This window comes from Neotabrizicola sp. VNH66 (genome assembly GCF_049445895.1).
GTDB lineage: Bacteria > Pseudomonadota > Alphaproteobacteria > Rhodobacterales > Rhodobacteraceae > Pseudogemmobacter.
Window position 1 is genome coordinate 124,815 of sequence record NZ_JBMSDW010000011.1, and the last position, 16,942, is coordinate 141,756.

The 16,942-nt window shown below is 67.7% G+C and carries 15 protein-coding genes and 1 tRNA gene; 12 read left to right on the forward strand and 4 right to left on the reverse strand.

Annotation, left to right across the window (positions count from 1 at the left end; all coding sequences use genetic code 11):
• Window positions 1–164 precede the first annotated feature (164 nt).
• Complete coding sequence (locus tag ACO2Q5_RS16025; protein WP_423292848.1) at window positions 165–2,135, forward strand: caspase family protein; 1,971 nt, start codon at window positions 165–167, stop codon at window positions 2,133–2,135.
• A gap of 26 nt (window positions 2,136–2,161) precedes the next feature.
• Window positions 2,162–3,223, forward strand: a complete 1,062-nt coding sequence (locus tag ACO2Q5_RS16030; RefSeq protein ID WP_423292850.1) for a serine protease — start codon at window positions 2,162–2,164, stop codon at window positions 3,221–3,223.
• A 77-nt stretch (window positions 3,224–3,300) separates the two neighbouring features.
• On the opposite strand, the gene ACO2Q5_RS16035 is transcribed toward ACO2Q5_RS16030, so the two are convergent.
• Window positions 3,301–3,552: a GlsB/YeaQ/YmgE family stress response membrane protein gene (locus ACO2Q5_RS16035; protein WP_423292852.1), complete on the reverse strand. Its 252-nt coding sequence runs from the start codon at window positions 3,550–3,552 to the stop codon at window positions 3,301–3,303.
• A gap of 194 nt (window positions 3,553–3,746) precedes the next feature.
• Between ACO2Q5_RS16035 and ACO2Q5_RS16040 the strand changes: the two genes are divergently transcribed.
• A complete protein-coding gene (locus ACO2Q5_RS16040) occupies window positions 3,747–5,243 on the forward strand; it encodes a phospholipase D-like domain-containing protein (RefSeq protein ID WP_423292854.1) in 1,497 nt (498 codons plus the stop codon).
• On the opposite strand, the gene ACO2Q5_RS16045 is transcribed toward ACO2Q5_RS16040, so the two are convergent.
• From ACO2Q5_RS16045 to ACO2Q5_RS16055, 3 genes are all read right to left on the reverse strand, one after another.
• Window positions 5,240–5,929 carry a hypothetical protein gene (locus ACO2Q5_RS16045; protein ID WP_423292856.1) on the reverse strand — a complete coding sequence of 230 codons (690 nt, stop codon included), beginning with the start codon at window positions 5,927–5,929 and terminating at the stop codon, window positions 5,240–5,242. The two genes, ACO2Q5_RS16040 and ACO2Q5_RS16045, sit on opposite strands and share 4 nt — an antisense overlap.
• A 48-nt stretch (window positions 5,930–5,977) precedes the next feature.
• The gene (locus tag ACO2Q5_RS16050) at window positions 5,978–6,793 is read right to left on the reverse strand and encodes a hypothetical protein (RefSeq protein ID WP_423292858.1); all 816 of its coding nucleotides are present in this window, start codon (window positions 6,791–6,793) and stop codon (window positions 5,978–5,980) included.
• 126 nt (window positions 6,794–6,919) lie between these two features.
• Complete coding sequence (locus ACO2Q5_RS16055; RefSeq protein WP_423292860.1) at window positions 6,920–7,573, reverse strand: hypothetical protein; 654 nt, start codon at window positions 7,571–7,573, stop codon at window positions 6,920–6,922.
• Between the two features lie 131 nt (window positions 7,574–7,704).
• Here ACO2Q5_RS16055 and argE point away from each other — a divergent pair, with 131 nt between their 5' ends.
• From argE to ACO2Q5_RS16100, 9 genes are all read left to right on the forward strand, one after another.
• On the forward strand, window positions 7,705–8,880 hold the full coding sequence (gene argE, locus ACO2Q5_RS16060; RefSeq protein ID WP_423292862.1) for an acetylornithine deacetylase: 1,176 nt from the start codon (window positions 7,705–7,707) through the stop codon (window positions 8,878–8,880).
• A 42-nt stretch (window positions 8,881–8,922) separates the two neighbouring features.
• The gene (locus ACO2Q5_RS16065; protein WP_423292864.1) at window positions 8,923–10,242 is read left to right on the forward strand and encodes an RNA polymerase factor sigma-54; all 1,320 of its coding nucleotides are present in this window, start codon (window positions 8,923–8,925) and stop codon (window positions 10,240–10,242) included.
• Window positions 10,243–10,274: 32 nt separating this feature from the next.
• Entirely contained in the window at window positions 10,275–12,323 is a 2,049-nt protein-coding gene (locus ACO2Q5_RS16070) for a hydantoinase/oxoprolinase N-terminal domain-containing protein (RefSeq protein WP_423292866.1), read from the forward strand.
• Window positions 12,324–12,359: 36 nt separating this feature from the next.
• A tRNA-Met gene (locus tag ACO2Q5_RS16075) sits at window positions 12,360–12,436 on the forward strand.
• 88 nt (window positions 12,437–12,524) lie between these two features.
• Entirely contained in the window at window positions 12,525–13,400 is an 876-nt protein-coding gene (locus ACO2Q5_RS16080) for a DMT family transporter (protein ID WP_423292881.1), read from the forward strand.
• Between the two features lie 341 nt (window positions 13,401–13,741).
• Window positions 13,742–14,113, forward strand: a complete 372-nt coding sequence (gene rpsL / locus ACO2Q5_RS16085) for a 30S ribosomal protein S12 (protein ID WP_165014620.1) — start codon at window positions 13,742–13,744, stop codon at window positions 14,111–14,113.
• Between the two features lie 20 nt (window positions 14,114–14,133).
• Window positions 14,134–14,604 (forward strand): 30S ribosomal protein S7, encoded by a 471-nt coding sequence (rpsG, locus tag ACO2Q5_RS16090; RefSeq protein WP_423292869.1) that lies wholly within the window; start codon window positions 14,134–14,136, stop codon window positions 14,602–14,604.
• Between the two features lie 12 nt (window positions 14,605–14,616).
• Entirely contained in the window at window positions 14,617–16,743 is a 2,127-nt protein-coding gene (gene fusA / locus ACO2Q5_RS16095; RefSeq protein ID WP_423292871.1) for an elongation factor G, read from the forward strand.
• 78 nt (window positions 16,744–16,821) lie between these two features.
• Window positions 16,822–16,942: GTP-binding protein (locus ACO2Q5_RS16100; RefSeq protein WP_349375878.1), on the forward strand; the 121-nt coding region annotated here is incomplete at its 3' end.

Below are 16,942 nucleotides of genomic sequence, written 5' to 3' on the forward strand. Positions count from 1 at the left end.
CGCTCCCCATTCATCTGTTCATAAATATCCCGCGGGGGGTCCGGGGGGCGCGAAGCCCCCCGGCTGCCGACAAGGGTCGCCCCGCCGCAAAGAGGGCGATGACAAATTCCGTCATGCGGTGCAGCCCACTTGCCCGATGTCGCGCGGCCTTGCATCTTGGCCTCATGAAACCGCGTCTCACATATGCCCTGCTGACCTCGGTGGCCCTGCTGGCCGCCCCTGCCGCGAAGGCAGAGGTTCTGGCCGTGCTGGTGGGGGTGGGGGAATACCTTTATCTGGACGCCAATCTGCAAGGCCCCGGCAATGATGTGCGGCTGATGGCCGAGACGCTGGAGGCCCGGGGCGTCGCCCCCTCGGCGATGACGGTGCTGACCTCGGATGCGGCGGCCCTGCCGCAGGGTGTGACCACGGCCGCGCCCACGCGGGACGGCATCATGGCCGCGCTGGAGGCGACGGCGGCCAAGGCGCAGCCCGGCGATACGGTGGTGTTCTATTTCTCCGGCCATGGCTCTCAGGCTCCCGACATGTCGGGGGACGAGGGCGGCGGCTATGACGAGATCTTCCTGCCTTCGGATGCGAAGAACTGGAAGGGTGAGATCGGGATGGTCGAAAACGCCATTCTGGATGACGAGTTGCAGGTCTGGGCGCAGTCGCTGCTGTCCCGCGGGGTGAAACTGGTGGGCATGATTGATGCCTGCCATTCCGACACCGGCTTCCGCTCGACCGAGGGGCAGGGCGTGGCGCGGGCACTGGACGAAGGCCTGCTGGGCATTCCTGAAGGCACGCCCTCGGCCCCGGCCACCGCACCGCTGGAACTGACCGGGGATTTCGTCTTCCTCTATTCCTCGCAATCGGATGAGCGGTCGTTTGAATATCCCTTGGGTGATACCGGGCTTTGGCACGGCGAATTCACCCTGCGGCTGGCGCAGACCCTGACCACCGCGCCGGAGGCGAGCTGGCAGCAGGTACTGGCCGCCACCGCCGATGCGATGGTGCAGGGGCCCGCCCGGCAGGAACCGGCGGGCGAGGGGCCGCTGTTGACCGAACAGGTCTTCGGCACCGGAACCGCAGCGGCGCGCTACCGGATCGAGGGCGGCAAGTTGGCCGCCGGGCTTTTGCAGGGGGTGGAGGCGGGGGCGGAACTGGCGCTTTACGCCGCAGGCGCCGGGGGCGACCCCTTGGCGCAGGTCACCGTCACCTCTGCCACCGCGCGCGAGGCGGTGCTGCCTGCCGGCCTGCCCGAAGGCGCGCTCTGGGCCGAGGTGATTGCCGCAGCGCCACCCGCGCCCCTGACGCTGGCGGCGCCGGTGCGGGCCGATGTGGATGATGGGCGCGACTATGCCGCATGGACCGCGGCCCTGCCTGAGCCGGGCGCGAAGCCCGATCTGGTGCCGATCCTTGTCGACGGTACCGTGGCGCTGGCCGGGGCCGATGGCGTTCTGGACCCCGAAGGTCCGGGGTCCACGCCGCGGGTGGAGCGTCTGGGCGGCGAGACCGAGGCCGAGGCGCTGGACCGCGCGCTGACCGTGGCCGCCCATGGGCTGCGCCTGCGCGAAACGCTGGCCGGGGCCACCGGACGCAGCGTGACCGGCAAGGATGCGCTGACCGTCACCATCGACCGCCGCTCTGCCGCGGCGGAGGGGGCGGGCTGCGGCACCGCCGCCGATCCCGCCCCGTGGCGGCCCGATGAGGGCGCCGCGCCCTGCGATCAGCTGTGGCTGACGGTCACCAATACCTCGGGCAAGACGCAGGATGTGTCGGTGCTGTATATGGCCGCCGATTTCGAGGTGCAGCCGATCTGGCCGCGGTCGAACATCGCCAACCGGCTGGCACCGGGCGAAACTATCCGCGTCGGCCTTCAGATCGAGGCGGGTTCGGTCGCCGGGGTCGAGGAGATCTGGGTTCTGGGCGTGCCCGTCGAAGGTGCCACCGGCCAGCGGGTCGATCTGACCCGGCTGGCCACGCCCGGGGGCATCCGCAACCTGGCCGGTGTCCCTGACCCGATGACGGCATGGCTGGACAGCCGCCTTGCCATTGAGGATGAAGAAGCCGGGACGATGCGCGGCTTTTCGCTGAAACCGGCCGCCCTGACGATGATCCGTCAGGTCGTGCGCCTGAAACCCGGGTCCGTGTGATCCCGATTGCAGAAAGGACTTTGGAGATGACCAGACATTTGAAAACCCCTCTCACCCTGCTGGCGGCCCTTGCGCTGACCTCGGGGCTTGCGCTGGCCGAGGACGCGCCTGTGAAGAAGGACGCGGGCGCGCAATCGCCCTGGACCTTCGTCGCCTCGGGCGAAAAGGCCGCGCGCGATGCCGCGGCCGAGGCGGATGATCCCGCCGGGGCCAAGGTCATCGGCGGCAAGGTCGCGCAGGACGGCGCATGGCCGTGGCAGGTGGCGCTGACCATGGCGGAAAAACCGGTCAGCGTGGACAGCCAGTTCTGCGGCGGGTCGATGGTGCTGGACCAATGGGTGCTGACCGCGGCGCATTGCGTGCATTGGGCGGATGAGCAGGGCGTCGGCTTCGACCTGCTGCCGCAGGAGATTGCGATTGTCGTCGGCACCAACAAGCTGGACGGTTCGGGCGACCGTGTTCCGGTCGAGGCGATCTACAAGCATCCCTCCTACAACGTGAACGGGCTGGACTATGACATCGCGCTGATCAAGCTGGCGCGGAAGCCGAATGCCCCCTACCAGACCGTCGAAGTGCCGGACGCCGATTTCGGCACCATGCTGCAGGAGCCGGGGATCACCACCATCGTCACCGGCTGGGGCCTGCAGAACGGCGGCCGTCCCTCGCCCGACCTGCGCGAGGCGCAGATCCAGATGCTGGACCGCAGCATGTGCAACACCGCCATGATGGAGGCCCGGGCCGAAGAGGCGGCGATCGGCTTCTCCTATGCGGTCAATACCCTGTCGGTGGGAGATGAGGCCGCCTATGCGCTGTGGGATCAGCTGATCGCCGCCGCGCCGGAGCCGATCACCGACAACATGATCTGCTCGGGCACGTTCGAGGGGGGCAAAACCTCGTGCAACGGCGATTCGGGCGGGCCGCTGGTCGTGCCGCTGGAAGACGGCAGCTATATCCAGGCGGGCATCGTCAGCTGGGGCCTGACCTCCACCTCGGGCCATGGTTGCGAGGAGCAGGCGATGTTCTCGGCCTATACCGATGTGTCGGCCTTTGTGCCCTGGCTGAACGAGACGATCACCGCGCATCCCTGATCTGATCCTGTGCCCTGATCGGAAACGGAAGGGCCCCGCCGGATGGCGGGGCCTTTGTATTCTGTCTGCCGGACGCCTCAGCGTTTGATCGCGCGGGCACCGAAGATCAGGATGCAGGCGCCCAGCACGCCCGCCACCAGATAGCCCAGCCATCCCCCGAACGAGACGCCCATGATTCCGAACAGGAAGCTGGCCACCGCGGCGCCGATGATGCCCAGCAGGATGTTGACGATGATCCCCGTGTCGCTTTTCATCAGCGACGAGGCGATCCATCCCGCAAGGCCCCCGATGATGATTGCGGCGATCCAGCCCACGCTTGCGTCGTCCATGTTCTGCCTCCGTTGCCAGCCGGAAAAGCTCTCCGGCACCATGGTTCTGCGGTTCAACGGCGGCGGGCCGGGCGGGTTCCCGCCGGTTGCGGCAAAATTTTGCCGAAACGGGCGGAACCGGCGGCCCGGGCCGTGCGTCGACCCGAGGGAGCTGGCGATGCCATGTTCCGCATTGGACGGGGGAATGTCTGACCATGCCGGAACTTGAACCGGGCCGGAACGTCTGGCGGGTCGAGACCGCGGGCCGTTTCTCCTTCGTCGTGGACGGCGCGGATTATTTTGTGGCCCTGCGCCAGGCCATGCTGTCGGCGCAGAAAAGCATTCTTCTGGTGGGCTGGGATTTCGATTCGCGCATCATTCTGGGCGATGCGGCTGCGGATGGCGGGCCCGAGAGGCTGGGCGCTTTCATCCTGTGGCTGGCAAAGCGGCGGCCCGGTCTGGAAATCCGGCTGCTGCGCTGGGACACCGGCGCCATCAAGGCGATGCTGAACCCGTCGAATCTGGCCGCTGTGCTGCGGTGGAAGGCGCATCCGCGCATCACCCTGCGGCTGGATGCGATGCATCCCTTCGGTGGATCGCATCACCAGAAGATCGTGGCCATCGACGATGACATGGCCTTCTGCGGCGGGATCGACATTACGGTGGGCCGCTGGGACACGCGCGAGCATCCGGATTTCGACCCGCGCCGCAATGCGCCGGATGGGCGGGAGCATGGGCCGTGGCACGATGCCACCAGCGCCTTTGACGGTGCGGCCGCCCGTGCGATCGGGGATCTGGCGCGCGACCGCTGGAAGGCCGCGACGGGTGAGACGCTGGCCCCTGTTCAAGGGGGCGGCGATTGCTGGCCCGCCGCGCTGGAGCCGACCTTTCGCAATGTGTCGCTGGGTCTGGCGCGCACCCTGCCGAAACTTGCGGACCGCGCGCCCGTGCTGGAGGTCGAAGCCTCGTTTCTGGAGCTGATCCGCGGGGCGAAACGGTTCATCTATGCCGAAAGCCAGTATTACGCCTCGCGCCGGATCGCCCGGGCCATTGCGGAACGTCTGGTCGAGCCGGACGGGCCGGAGATCGTGCTGGTCAATCCGCAGGCGGTGGAGGGCTGGTTGGAACCGCTGGCGATGGACACAGCCCGTGCGCGGCTGGTCGGCGCCCTGCGGCGGATCGACCGGCGCGGGCGGTTCCGCATCTACTGTCCGCAGACAGAGACCGGGCGGCAGATCTTCGTGCATGCCAAGGTGATGGTGGTGGATGACGCATGGCTGCGGGTGGGGTCATCGAATTTCAACAACCGCTCCATGCGGTTCGACAGCGAATGCGACGTGATCCTTCAGGGCCGGACGGATGGGGAGCGCGCCGGCATTGCCGGGCTGCGCAATGACCTGATGGCCGAGCATCTGGGCACCACCCCCGCCGCCGTGGCCGAGGCTTTCGGGCGGAGCGGATCGCTGATCGCCACGGTCGAGGCGCTGCGGCGCGAAGAGGGCCGCAGTCTGGTGCCCTACCGCATGCCCGAGGTGTCCGGGCTGGCGGCCTGGCTGGCCGATAATGAGATCCTTGACCCCGACGGTCCCGATGCCGTGTTCGAGCCGCTGTCGCGCCGCGGCCTCTTCCGCGGCTGGGGCAGGGTGCGCGCCCGCCTGCATGCCTTCCGCATCGCGCGGCGGGCAAGGCGGCAGGCGCGCCGCATGGATTAGTTGGTCAGCAGCCAGTAGTAATTGCCGCGGCTGCCGTTGTTCAGCACGGCCACGGTGAAGTTGCCGGTCCAGATCGGCGACCAGTCGCAATAGGCCACATCACCAAAGCTGTAGTCGCTGCAGACAAGGTTGCCGTTCTCGTCATAGACTTCCATGTCGAGGTCGGCCGAGCCGTCGCCCGCGATGCCGACTTCGGCAAACTGGTTGCCGTTGAAGGTGATGTCATAGCGGTCCCAGCGTCCGGCGGGCAGATAGGATTCCCAGTATTTCGCACCGCCGGCGGCACCACGGCCGGTTTCGGCGCGGGCATCTTCGATCAGGCCTTTCAGCGCCTCGTCATCGCCGGCCAGTTGCAGCGCCAGATCGAACATCTGGGTCGCGGTGGCGGGCGGGGTGCCTTCGGCGGCAGTCTCGGCCCCGTCACCGCCGGTGGATTTGGTGATCTCGCCCCCGGCTTCGGGTTCGGATTCGGCGGCCAGCTTGGCTGCGGCCAGCACGGTCACCGCATCGCCGTCGGCCTTGCCGATGGCGAACAGCTCCTGCGCCAGCACCTGCGTGGCGGTGGAGCCCGGCTCGGCCTTGGCACCGGCGGTGATGTTGCTGCCGGACTTGTCCTGCGACAGCGCAGGCAGGGTCAGCGCCAGCGCGGCGGTTGCGGCAAGCAAAAGGGAATGTGTGGTTTTCATGGTGCTTCCTTTCAAAAATATGGCCCGGCGGCAGCCCGGCCCCAAGGTTCAGTTGGTCACAAGCCGGTAGGGGTTCCCGGTTTCTCCGGTGTTCAGCACGGTGACGTAGAAATACCCGTCCCATGCGGGAATGAAGTCGCAATAAGCCTGATCGGAGGGGCTGGCCTCATAGCAGATCACATTGCCGTTCTCGTCGGTGACGACCAGATCCAGATTGCCGCTGCCGCTGCCTTCGACGAGGATTTCGGCATAGGAATTGCCCGCGAAGGCGATCTCCCAGACATCGGTCTGTCCTCCGGCGGTCTGCACCTCATATTGCTGCATTCCGCCGATGGCGCCGCGGCTGCTTTCGGCGGCGGCATCGTCGATCAGGGCCAGCAGGGCAGGGTCATCGCCCGCCAGCGCCCGGGCGGAGGCGAACATGTCGTCTGCCGTGGGTGCGGCTGCCCCGGCTGCCTCTGCCGTGCCGGTGCCCGCGTGAACCGTGACCATGGCCACCGGACGTGCGCCGTCGTTCATCATCGGGGCGGGCGCCGCCGGGGCGCCGGGGGCGGCTTTCTTGCGGGTGACCGTGGTGTCATCGGTCGCCTCCAGCATCGCGGCATCCAGCGCGGCCGCCTCGGCCACGGTCACGGAGGTGGCGGCGGCCAGTTTGGCCGCGGTCAGCACGGTCAGCGCATCGCCCGAGGCAAGGCCCGTCGCGTAAAGCTCCTGCGCCAGCGCCAATGTGGCGACAGGGCCGGGTGCGGGCGCCTCGGCCGCGGGGGCAAGATTGGGTCCCGCCGCGCCCTGCGCCAGAACGGGCAGGGACTGGCTGGCCAACGCAGTCGTCATCAAAGCAATGGAAAGGGATTTCAGTTGCATCGCACTATCCTCGTCATGCGCCGGGGGGCGCGTCAATGGCGCAGAGTGTGTCAGGCTGCGGCAGGCTTGGGAAGACGGGAGGCGGTGACAAATGCCGTCATGACTGCATGGGCCATGACGGCATCCCTAGTTCGTGATCAGGAGATAACGGCTTTCCTCTGCACCCGCGCCGGTCAGCGCGACGGTGTAGAACGCGTTTTCGGCCGGGATGAAGCTGCAGAACAGCGGCTCTTCCGAGGGTGTGGCCGCACAGACCTCGGTCCCGTCCGGCCCGGTGATCCGCCAGCCGAACCGCGCTGCGCCATCGGAGAAGACCCCGATCTCGGCCCGCTCCTGCCCGGCCAGTGGCAGGGTCCAGCGGTCGGTCGTGCCCGGAGCCCAGACCGCCTCGGCGGCATTGGCGCTGCCGACCGGGCCACGGGCGCCCGCCGCTTCGGCAGTATCCAGAATTTCGATCAGATCGTCATTGTCCTCGGCCATCAGCCGGGCCGCCTCGGCCGCCTCTCCCAAGATCAGGGCAAGGGCGGATGTGGCGGCGCGGGGGACCTTGCCGCTGCCGGGGGCGGGGGCGGTCGTCCGCTCCCATCCGGTGGCGCGGCGCAGGGTGACGCCATCGGCCATCCGCACCGCGGTGACAACCGACACCGCGTCATCCGCCGCCACCCCCTGCGCATAGAGCCGCGCCGCCAGATCCAGAACGCCCACGCTGCCGCGCGGATCTGTGGCCCCGGCGGGCATAGCGGCAAGAAGAGCAGTCAGGCAGAAAGCGGCGCGCAGCATGGCATGGGGTCCGGCGAAAGGTCTGCCCCATCCTGCCCTGAACCTCGGGCAAGGAACAGGGGCGGGGAATGAGGCCGGGGGTTCCGGTCGGCCTCGCAACAGGCTAGGCATGCGGGCAAGAGAGGTGCCCGATGCAGCCCGATGACACTTTGGCCATTGCCATTCTGGACCGTCTGATCGCCTTTGACACGGTCAGTTCCCGCCCCAATGCCGGGCTGATGGAGTATGTCCGCGATCTTCTGGCCGGGGCCGGGATCGCCTCGGTCCTGATCCCCGATCCGGCGGGCGGCAAGGCGAACCTTTATGCGACGGTCGGCCCGCAGGACCGGGGCGGGGTGATGCTGTCGGGCCATACCGATGTCGTCCCGGTCGAGGGGCAGGCCTGGACCAAGCCGCCCTTCGCCCTGACGCAGGAGGACGGGCGGCTTTACGGGCGCGGCACGGCGGATATGAAGGGCTTTGTCGCCTGCGCCATCGCCGCGATGATCCGCGCCGCAGGCCGTCCGCTGGCGGTGCCGCTGCATCTGGCTTTGTCCTATGACGAGGAAATCGGCTGCATGGGGGTGCGGTCGCTGGTCGACATGCTGGCCGCGGCGCCGGTGAAGCCCGCCATGTGCATCGTGGGCGAACCTACGGCGATGCAGGTCGCCACCGGCCACAAGGGCAAGGTCGCCCTGCGCGCCACCTGCACCGGGCGCGAGGGGCATTCCGCGCTGGCGCCGCTGGCGCTGAACGCACTGCATCTGGCGGCGGAATTCATCGGGGCGATCCGCGCCACGCAGGCCCGGATCGCCACGGAAGGCCCGTTCGACGGCGATTATGACGTGCCCTATACCACCGTTCATGCGGGCAAGATGCAGGGGGGCGTGCAGGTCAATATCGTGCCCAACACCGCCACCATCGATTTTGAGATCCGCTCCCTTGCCGGGGTGGATGTCGAGGCGCTGATCACCGAACTGCGTGCCGGGGCCGAAGCCATCGTGGCCCCCTTGCGCGCCGAATTCCCCGAGGCGGCCATCCGGGTGGAGCGGTTGTGGGATTATCCCGGCCTTGGCACGCCCACAGATGCCCGCGTGGTGCGTTTCGTCCAGTCGCTGACCGGGGCCAACGGCACGATCAAGGTGGCCTTCGGCACCGAGGGCGGGCTGTTCGACGCCCGCCTTGGTATTCCCACCGTCATTTGCGGCCCGGGCAGCATGGCGCAGGGCCACAAGCCCGATGAATTCGTCACCGTCGAACAGATGGAGCGGTGCGGGGCCATGCTCTCCGCCCTTATCGCACGGCTGGAGCAGGGCGGGCCGGTCTGAGCCTGTCTTGCGCGAGCGGCCGTTGCGGCGGATCATCGCGGGATGAGCGAACAGCGCCGCAGCCGTGTCACGATCCAGCAGGTTCAGCGCCTGTCGCTGAACCTGTCGTTGACGGCCTCGATCCGGGTGCTGCGCGCCGATGCCGAGGGGCTGACGGCCTTCCTTGAAGAGCAGGCGGCGGAGAACCCGGCGCTGGTGCTGACCCGGCCGGTGCAGACCGAATGGCTGCCGCGCTGGTCGGATGCGCTGTCGCGGCAGGCCACCTTGCCGGACTGGGCGGAACCCGCCGCCGCTGCGCCCGGCCTTCTGGTCCATGTGGCCGAGGAAATCCGCGCGCTGGATCTGTCGCCCACCGACCAGCGCATCGCCGAGGCGCTGATGGAAGGGCTGGATCCCTCCGGCTGGCTGGTGACCTCGGTCGAGGAGGTGGCCTTTGATACCGGTGTGTCGGTGCCGATGGCGACGCGGGTGCTGCTGCGACTGCAGCGGATGGATCCGCCGGGCCTTTTCGCCCGCGATCTGGCGGAATGCCTGCGGCTTCAGGCCGACGAGGCGGGAGAGCTGGACCCGCCGATGGCGGGCGTGCTGGCCTGCCTGCCGCTGATCGCGGCGCGGCAGTATGACCGGGTTGCCCGGCAGATCGGCGCGACCGAGGCCGAGGTGGAGCTGCGCTTGGCCCGGCTGCGCCGCTATGATCCGAAGCCGGGCGCGCGCTTTGCTCAGGGCGCTGCCCCGGTGGCCGAGCCGGACCTTGTGGTGCAGCGGGGCGCAGACGGCGGGTGGGAGGTGGCGCTGAACCGGTCGTCCCTGCCCACGGTCAGCGTGGCATCGGGGCGCGGCGCGGGCCGGGCCGAAGCACGGGGCATCCTGCGGATGATCCAGGGGCGCAACAGCCTGCTGCTGGACCTCGCGCGCGAGATGCTGCGGCGTCAGCCCGCGGTGCTGGAGGCGGGCTTGGGCGCGCTGTCGCCGATGACCATGACGGATGTGGCGCAAAGCCTTGGGGTGCATCAGACCACGGTCAGCCGGCTGGTGGCGGGCACTTCGATGGACACGCCGCGGGGGACGTGGTGGCTGCGCGCCCTCTTTTCCGCCGCGGTGCGCGAGGACGGGCCGTCCGGTGCTGCGCTACGCGACCGGCTGGCGCGGCTGGTGGCCGAGGAAGACCCGGCCCGCCCGCTGACAGATGAGGCGCTGGCCACGGCGCTGGCTTTGGGCGGAGAGCCGGTGGCCCGGCGCACGGTGGCCAAGTATCGCGCCATGCTGGGCATTCCGCCCGCGCATCGCCGCCGCGGCGTGCCGCGCCGCAAAGCGACGGGCGGGGTCGCTTCCGGCGCGGACCGCGGCTATTGGGGCCGCTAGGCAGAACGGGCGAACAGGACGAAGGACGGGGCATGGCCTATCTTCTGGGGGTGGACACCGGCGGCACCTATACCGATGCGGTGGTGTTGGACGATGGGGCCGACCTTGTGCTGGGCAAGGCCAAGGCGCTGACCAGCCGCCACGATCTGGCCGTGGGCATCGGGCAGGCGGTGGATGCGGCGCTGGCGGCGGCGGGGATTTCGCCCGCGCAAGTGGCGCTGGTGTCGCTGTCGACCACTTTGGCCACCAATGCTCTGGTGGAGGGGCAGGGCGGCCGCGTCGCGCTGGTCTCCATCGGCTTTGATGAGGGCGATCTGGCCCGTGCCGGTCTGGCCGAGGCGCTGAAGGGCGATCCGGTGATCCGGGTGGCGGGCGGTCACAGCCATGCCGGGCTGGAGGCGATGCCACTGGATCTGACCGCGCTGGAGGCAGAGGTGGCCACCTTGGGTGAAGGCGTCATGGGCTTTGCCGTGGCGGCCCGCTTTGCCACCCGCAACCCCGCGCATGAAATCGCCGCGCGTGAGGTGATCCGCCGGGTGACGGGCCGTCCGGTCACCTGTTCGCACGAGCTTTCGGCGCAGCTGAACGGGCCGAAGCGGGCGCTGACTGCGGTGCTGAACGCGCGGCTGATCGGGATGATCGACCGGCTGGTCGCCGCGTGCGAGCGGCATCTGGCCGCCACAGGCATCGCGGCGCCGCTAATGGTGGTGCGGGGCGACGGGGCGCTGATCTCATCGGCCATGGTGCGGGAACGGCCCATTGAAACGATCCTCTCCGGCCCCGCGGCCAGCATCGTCGGTGCGCGCTGGCTGACCGGGGCGCAGGATGCGCTGGTGTCGGACATCGGTGGCACCACCACGGATGTGGCCATCCTGCGTGGCGGCCTGCCCGAGATCGACCCCGAAGGCGCGCAAGTCGGCGGCTTTCGCACCATGGTGGAGGCGGTGGCAATGCGCACCACCGGCCTTGGCGGCGACAGTGAGGTGCATCTGGCGCTGGACGGCCTGCGCGCGGGCCTGCGGCTGGGGCCGCGGCGGCTGATCCCCGTCTCGCTTCTGGCGGTGGACCATGGCACCATGGTGCATGAGGCGCTGGACCGCTGGCTGTCCACCGAAACGGCGGGAGAGATGGACGGCCGCTTTGTCCTGCCGGTGGGCGGCGCCCAGGCGGGCGGATTGTCCGCGCGGGAGGCCACGGTTCTGGCCCGCGTCACCCGGCCGATGCCGATGGCGGCGGCCCTGACCACCCGGCTGGAGGCGGCGGCGCTGGACCGGCTGGTGGCGCGGGGCATGTTGATGATCGCGGGTGTCACGCCGTCGGATGCCTCCCACGTTCTGGGCCGTCTGGCCGACTGGGACGGTGCGGCCGCAGAAAAGGCGCTGCGGTTGTTCGCGCGGCGCCGGACCGGGACAGGAGAGCGCTTTGCCACCGGCCCCGGGCCCCTGGCGCAGGCCATCGTGGACCAGCTGACCGCGCAGACCGCCGATTGCCTGCTGGAGGCGGGCTTTGCCGAAGATCCGCGCTTTGCCGGGCTGGATGCCACCGGGCTGGCCCGCCATCCGCTGTTGCAGGCCGGGCTTCAGGGGCATCGGGGCGTGATGGCGATCTCCGCACGGCTGGCGCTGCCGGTGATCGGGCTGGGCGCTTCGGCCCCGTCCTATTACGGCGCGGTGGGCGAGAGGCTGGGCTGTGAGATGATCCTGCCCGAACATGCCGGGGTGGCCAATGCCATCGGTGCCGTGGCCGGGCAGGTCAGCCAGCGCGTCTCGGGCCTTGTGACCTCGCCCGCGCAGGGCCGGTTCGTGGCGCATCTGGGCACCGCACCCAAGGGCTTTGGCGACCGGGAGGCCGCGCTGGCCGCCATGGAATCCGCCCTGCGCGAAGAGGCAGAGGCGCGGGCGCGGCTGGCGGGGGCGGTCGATCTACGGATCGAGACCCGCCGCGACATCCGCGAGGTGGAGGTGGAGGGCGCGACCCTGTTCGTCGAGGCGACAGTGACCGTCACCGCCAGCGGCCGCCCGCGGGTGGCGCATGAAACCGCCGGAGGGGGAAGCGCGGAAAGCCGGGCGATTGGCTCTTGACGCCCCCCGCGGGGCCGCGTAATTGCCCGGCGCAGTGGCTAGGTAGCTCAGCTGGTTAGAGCGCGCGACTCATAATCGCGAGGTCGAGGGTTCGAGTCCCTCCCTCGCCACCACTTCCTCCTCAGGCGAATGTGCAAGTGATTTCCGCCCCTGCGGCGGGATGCAGAAGTTCTGCGGCATGCGGGGAGGCAGCCGGTGGCGATGACAGACAATATGCGCAGCGTGATGTTGATGAATGTGGCCATGGCCATGTTCACCCTGAACGACGCGGCCATGAAGGCGGTGCTGCAGACCCTGCCGCTGTTCCAGACAATCGCGTTGCGCGGCATCCTGACCACGGCGGGGCTGCTGGGGATCGCCGCGGCGACGGGGGCGCTGGCATTGCGCCTGCCGCGGGGGGATCGCGGGCTTCTGGGGCTGCGGGCCCTGGGAGAGATCGCCGCGACGCTGGCCTTTCTGGCGGCCCTGTCCCACATGCCGATCGCCAATCTCTCGGCCATCATGCAGGTGGTGCCGCTTGCGGTGACGCTGGCCGCCGCGCTGTTCTTCGGCGAGAAGGTGGGCTGGCGGCGCATGTCGGCCATCGCGGTGGGATTCTCGGGCGTCCTGCTGATCGTGCAGCCGGATTCGCGCGGGTTCGATGTCTGGTCGCTGCTGGGGCTGGTCTCGGTCGCCTTTGTGGTGCTGCGCGATCTGACGACGCGGCGCATCAGCCGGGCGGTGCCTTCGGTGGTTGTGGCGGTGCTGACCTCGCTTGCGGTGATGACCATGGGGCTGGTCGGGATGGTGGCAGAGGGCTGGCATCCGCTGGCCCTGCGGGAGGCGGTGCTGATTCTGCTGGCTGCGGGGGCGCTGATCGTGGGCTATCTGACGGTGGTTGCCACCATGCGGATCGGCGATATCGGCGTGGTGGCGCCCTTCCGTTATATGGCGCTGATCTGGGCCATCGTGCTGGGCTGGGCCGCCTTCGATGAATTCCCGGACATGATGACCCTGACGGGTTCTGCCCTTGTCGTGGGCAGCGGCCTTTTCACCGTCCTGCGCGAGCGCAGGCTGCGCGGTGCGGGGCCGCGCTGACCGCAGGGCCCGCGCCTCCCGCGGGGGATGTTCGGCCCGGTCTGAAAGGTCCGGGCCGCGTCAGGCGGGCGGTGCCGGGGGCCGGGTGCTCCGGTTGACACCCCGGACGATTCCACCTATACGCCCGCTCACCCGAAGCCACAGGTCTGTCCTGCGGTTCGGGTCAGAGCGATTGTAGTGGTCATGATCCGGGCCTTTCGCGCCCCGATCCTCTGGGAAGAAGCCGCGGCATCCCCTGTCACGGGAATGTTGCGGTTTTCGTGTTTGCGATGCGCGCAGGCACGGTCGAGAAGCGGCGCACCATAAGGCATAGGGTGCGAGTATCGAAACGAGGAACGTGAATGCCGACGATTCAACAGCTGATCCGGAAACCCCGGGAAGCGAACGTGCGGAAGTCCAAGTCGCAGCACCTGGAATCCTGCCCGCAAAAGCGTGGGGTCTGTACCCGCGTCTACACCACCACCCCGAAGAAGCCGAACTCCGCTATGCGGAAGGTGGCCAAGGTCCGTCTGACCAATGGCTTCGAGGTGATCTCCTACATCCCCGGCGAAAAGCACAACCTGCAAGAGCACAGCGTTGTTCTGATCCGCGGCGGCCGGGTGAAGGACCTTCCCGGCGTCCGTTACCACATCCTGCGCGGTGTGCTGGATACGCAAGGTGTCAAAGATCGTCGTCAACGCCGTTCGAAATACGGCGCGAAGCGTCCGAAGTGATCCTGGGGGAGTAGAGAACAATGTCCCGTCGTCACGCCGCAGAGAAGCGCGAAATTCTCCCGGACGCCAAGTTTGGCGACCGCGTCATCACCAAATTCATGAACAACCTGATGCTGGATGGCAAGAAGTCGGTCGCCGAGTCGATCGTCTACGGTGCCCTTGACCGCGTCCAGACCAAGCTGAAGCGCGAGCCGGTTCAGGCTTTCCACGAAGCTCTGGACAACGTGAAGCCCTCGGTCGAGGTCCGGTCGCGCCGCGTCGGCGGTGCCACCTATCAGGTTCCGGTCGAAGTCCGCACCGAGCGCCGCGAGGCCCTTGCGATCCGCTGGCTGATCACCGCCGCCCGCAAGCGCAATGAAAACACCATGGAAGAACGCCTTGCCGCCGAGCTGGCCGACGCCGTGAACAACCGCGGCACCGCGGTGAAAAAGCGCGAAGACACCCACAAGATGGCCGACGCGAACCGCGCGTTCAGCCACTATCGCTGGTAAGGAGCGCCGTTCATGGCACGCGACTATCCGCTTGAGCGTTACCGCAACTTCGGGATCATTGCCCACATCGACGCGGGCAAGACCACGACTTCGGAACGCATCCTCTACTACACCGGCAAGTCCCACAAGATCGGCGAAGTCCACGACGGCGCCGCGACTATGGACTGGATGGAGCAGGAACAAGAGCGCGGCATCACGATCACCTCGGCTGCCACGACCACGTTCTGGAACCGTCAGGTTGATTCGAATGCCGGCCTTGGCGACAAGTCGACCAAGTATCGCTTCAACATCATCGACACCCCCGGCCACGTGGACTTCACCATCGAAGTCGAACGTTCGCTGGCCGTGCTGGACGGCGCCGTCGTTCTGCTGGACGGCAACGCCGGGGTTGAGCCGCAGACCGAAACCGTGTGGCGTCAGGCTGACCGCTACAAGGTTCCGCGGATCGTGTTCGTCAACAAGATGGACAAGACCGGCGCCGATTTCTTCAACTGCGTCCGCATGATCAAGGACCGCACCGGCGCCAACGCCGTTCCGGTGGTCCTGCCGATCGGCTCGGAAGACAAGCTTGAAGGCATCATTGACCTGGTGACCATGGAAGAGTGGGTCTATCAGGGCGAAGATCTGGGCGCCTCCTGGGTGCGCCAGCCGATCCGTGCCGACCTGAAGGATGCCGCCGACGAATGGCGCCTGAACCTGCTGGAAAACGCCGTCAGCCAAGATGACGCTGCGATGGAAGCCTATCTCGAAGGCAACGAGCCCGCACCGGAGGAGCTGCGCAAGCTGATCCGCAAGGCGACGCTCGCCATCGACTTCATCCCGGTGATGGCCGGCTCGTCGTTCAAGAACAAGGGCGTGCAGCCCCTGCTGAACGCCGTGATCGACTATCTGCCTTCGCCGCTGGACGTGCCGCCCTATATGGGCTTTGCCCCGGGCGACGAGACGGAAGAGCGCAACATCGCCCGTTCGGCCGATGACGATCAGCCCTTCTCGGGTCTGGCGTTCAAGATCATGAACGACCCCTTCGTCGGCTCGCTGACCTTCACCCGGATCTATTCGGGCAAGCTGGCCAAGGGCGATGCGATGATGAACGCGACCAAGCAGCGCAAAGAGCGCGTTGGCCGCATGATGATGATGCACGCCATCGAGCGTGAGGAAATCACCGAAGCCTTCGCCGGCGACATCATCGCTCTGGGCGGTCTGAAGGAAACCACCACGGGGGACACCCTGTGTGATCCGAACGCGCCGGTCGTTCTGGAAACCATGACCTTCCCGGTCCCGGTGATCGAGATCGCGGTGGAACCGAAGACCAAGGCCGACCAGGAAAAGATGGGTATCGCGCTGGCCCGTCTGGCCGCCGAAGATCCGTCCTTCCGCGTCGAGACCAACGTCGAATCCGGCCAGACCATCATGAAGGGCATGGGCGAACTTCACCTCGACATCCTCGTCGACCGCATGCGTCGCGAGTTCAAGGTCGAGGCGAATATCGGCGCCCCGCAGGTGGCCTACCGCGAAACCATCTCGCGCGAGCATGAGATCGACTACACGCACAAGAAGCAGACCGGCGGTACCGGCCAGTTCGCGCGCGTGAAGCTGATCATCACGCCCACCGAGCCGGGCGAAGGCTATTCGTTCGAATCGAAGATCGTCGGCGGTGCGGTGCCCAAGGAATATATCCCGGGCGTCGAAAAGGGCATCAAGTCGGTCATGGACTCGGGTCCGCTGGCAGGCTTCCCTGTGATCGACTTCAAGGTCCAGCTGATCGACGGCGCGTTCCACGACGTCGACTCCTCGGTTCTGGCCTTTGAAATCGCGTCGCGGGCTGCCATGCGCGAAGGTCTGAAGAAGGCCGGCGCGAAGCTGCTGGAACCGATCATGAAGGTCGAAGTCGTCACCCCGGAAGAATACACCGGCGGCGTCATCGGCGACCTGACCTCGCGTCGGGGCATGATCAACGGGCAGGACAGCCGCGGCAACGCGAATGTCATCGCCGCGATGGTTCCGCTGGCGAACATGTTCGGTTACATCAACCAGCTGCGCTCGATGACCTCGGGCCGCGCGGTGTTCTCGATGGAATTCGACCATTACGACGCCGTGCCCGAGAACATCTCGCAAGAGATCCAGAAGCAATACGCTTGATCAAGCGGTGGGCGGGAACGCCCACCCATCCCACCGCTGCCGCGCCCTGCGCGGCCCACAAGACAAGGAGTTGCCACGATGGCGAAGGCAAAGTTTGAACGGAATAAACCGCACGTCAACATCGGGACGATTGGTCACGTTGACCACGGGAAGACGACGCTGACGGCTGCGATCACGAAGTATTTCGGCGAGTTCCGCG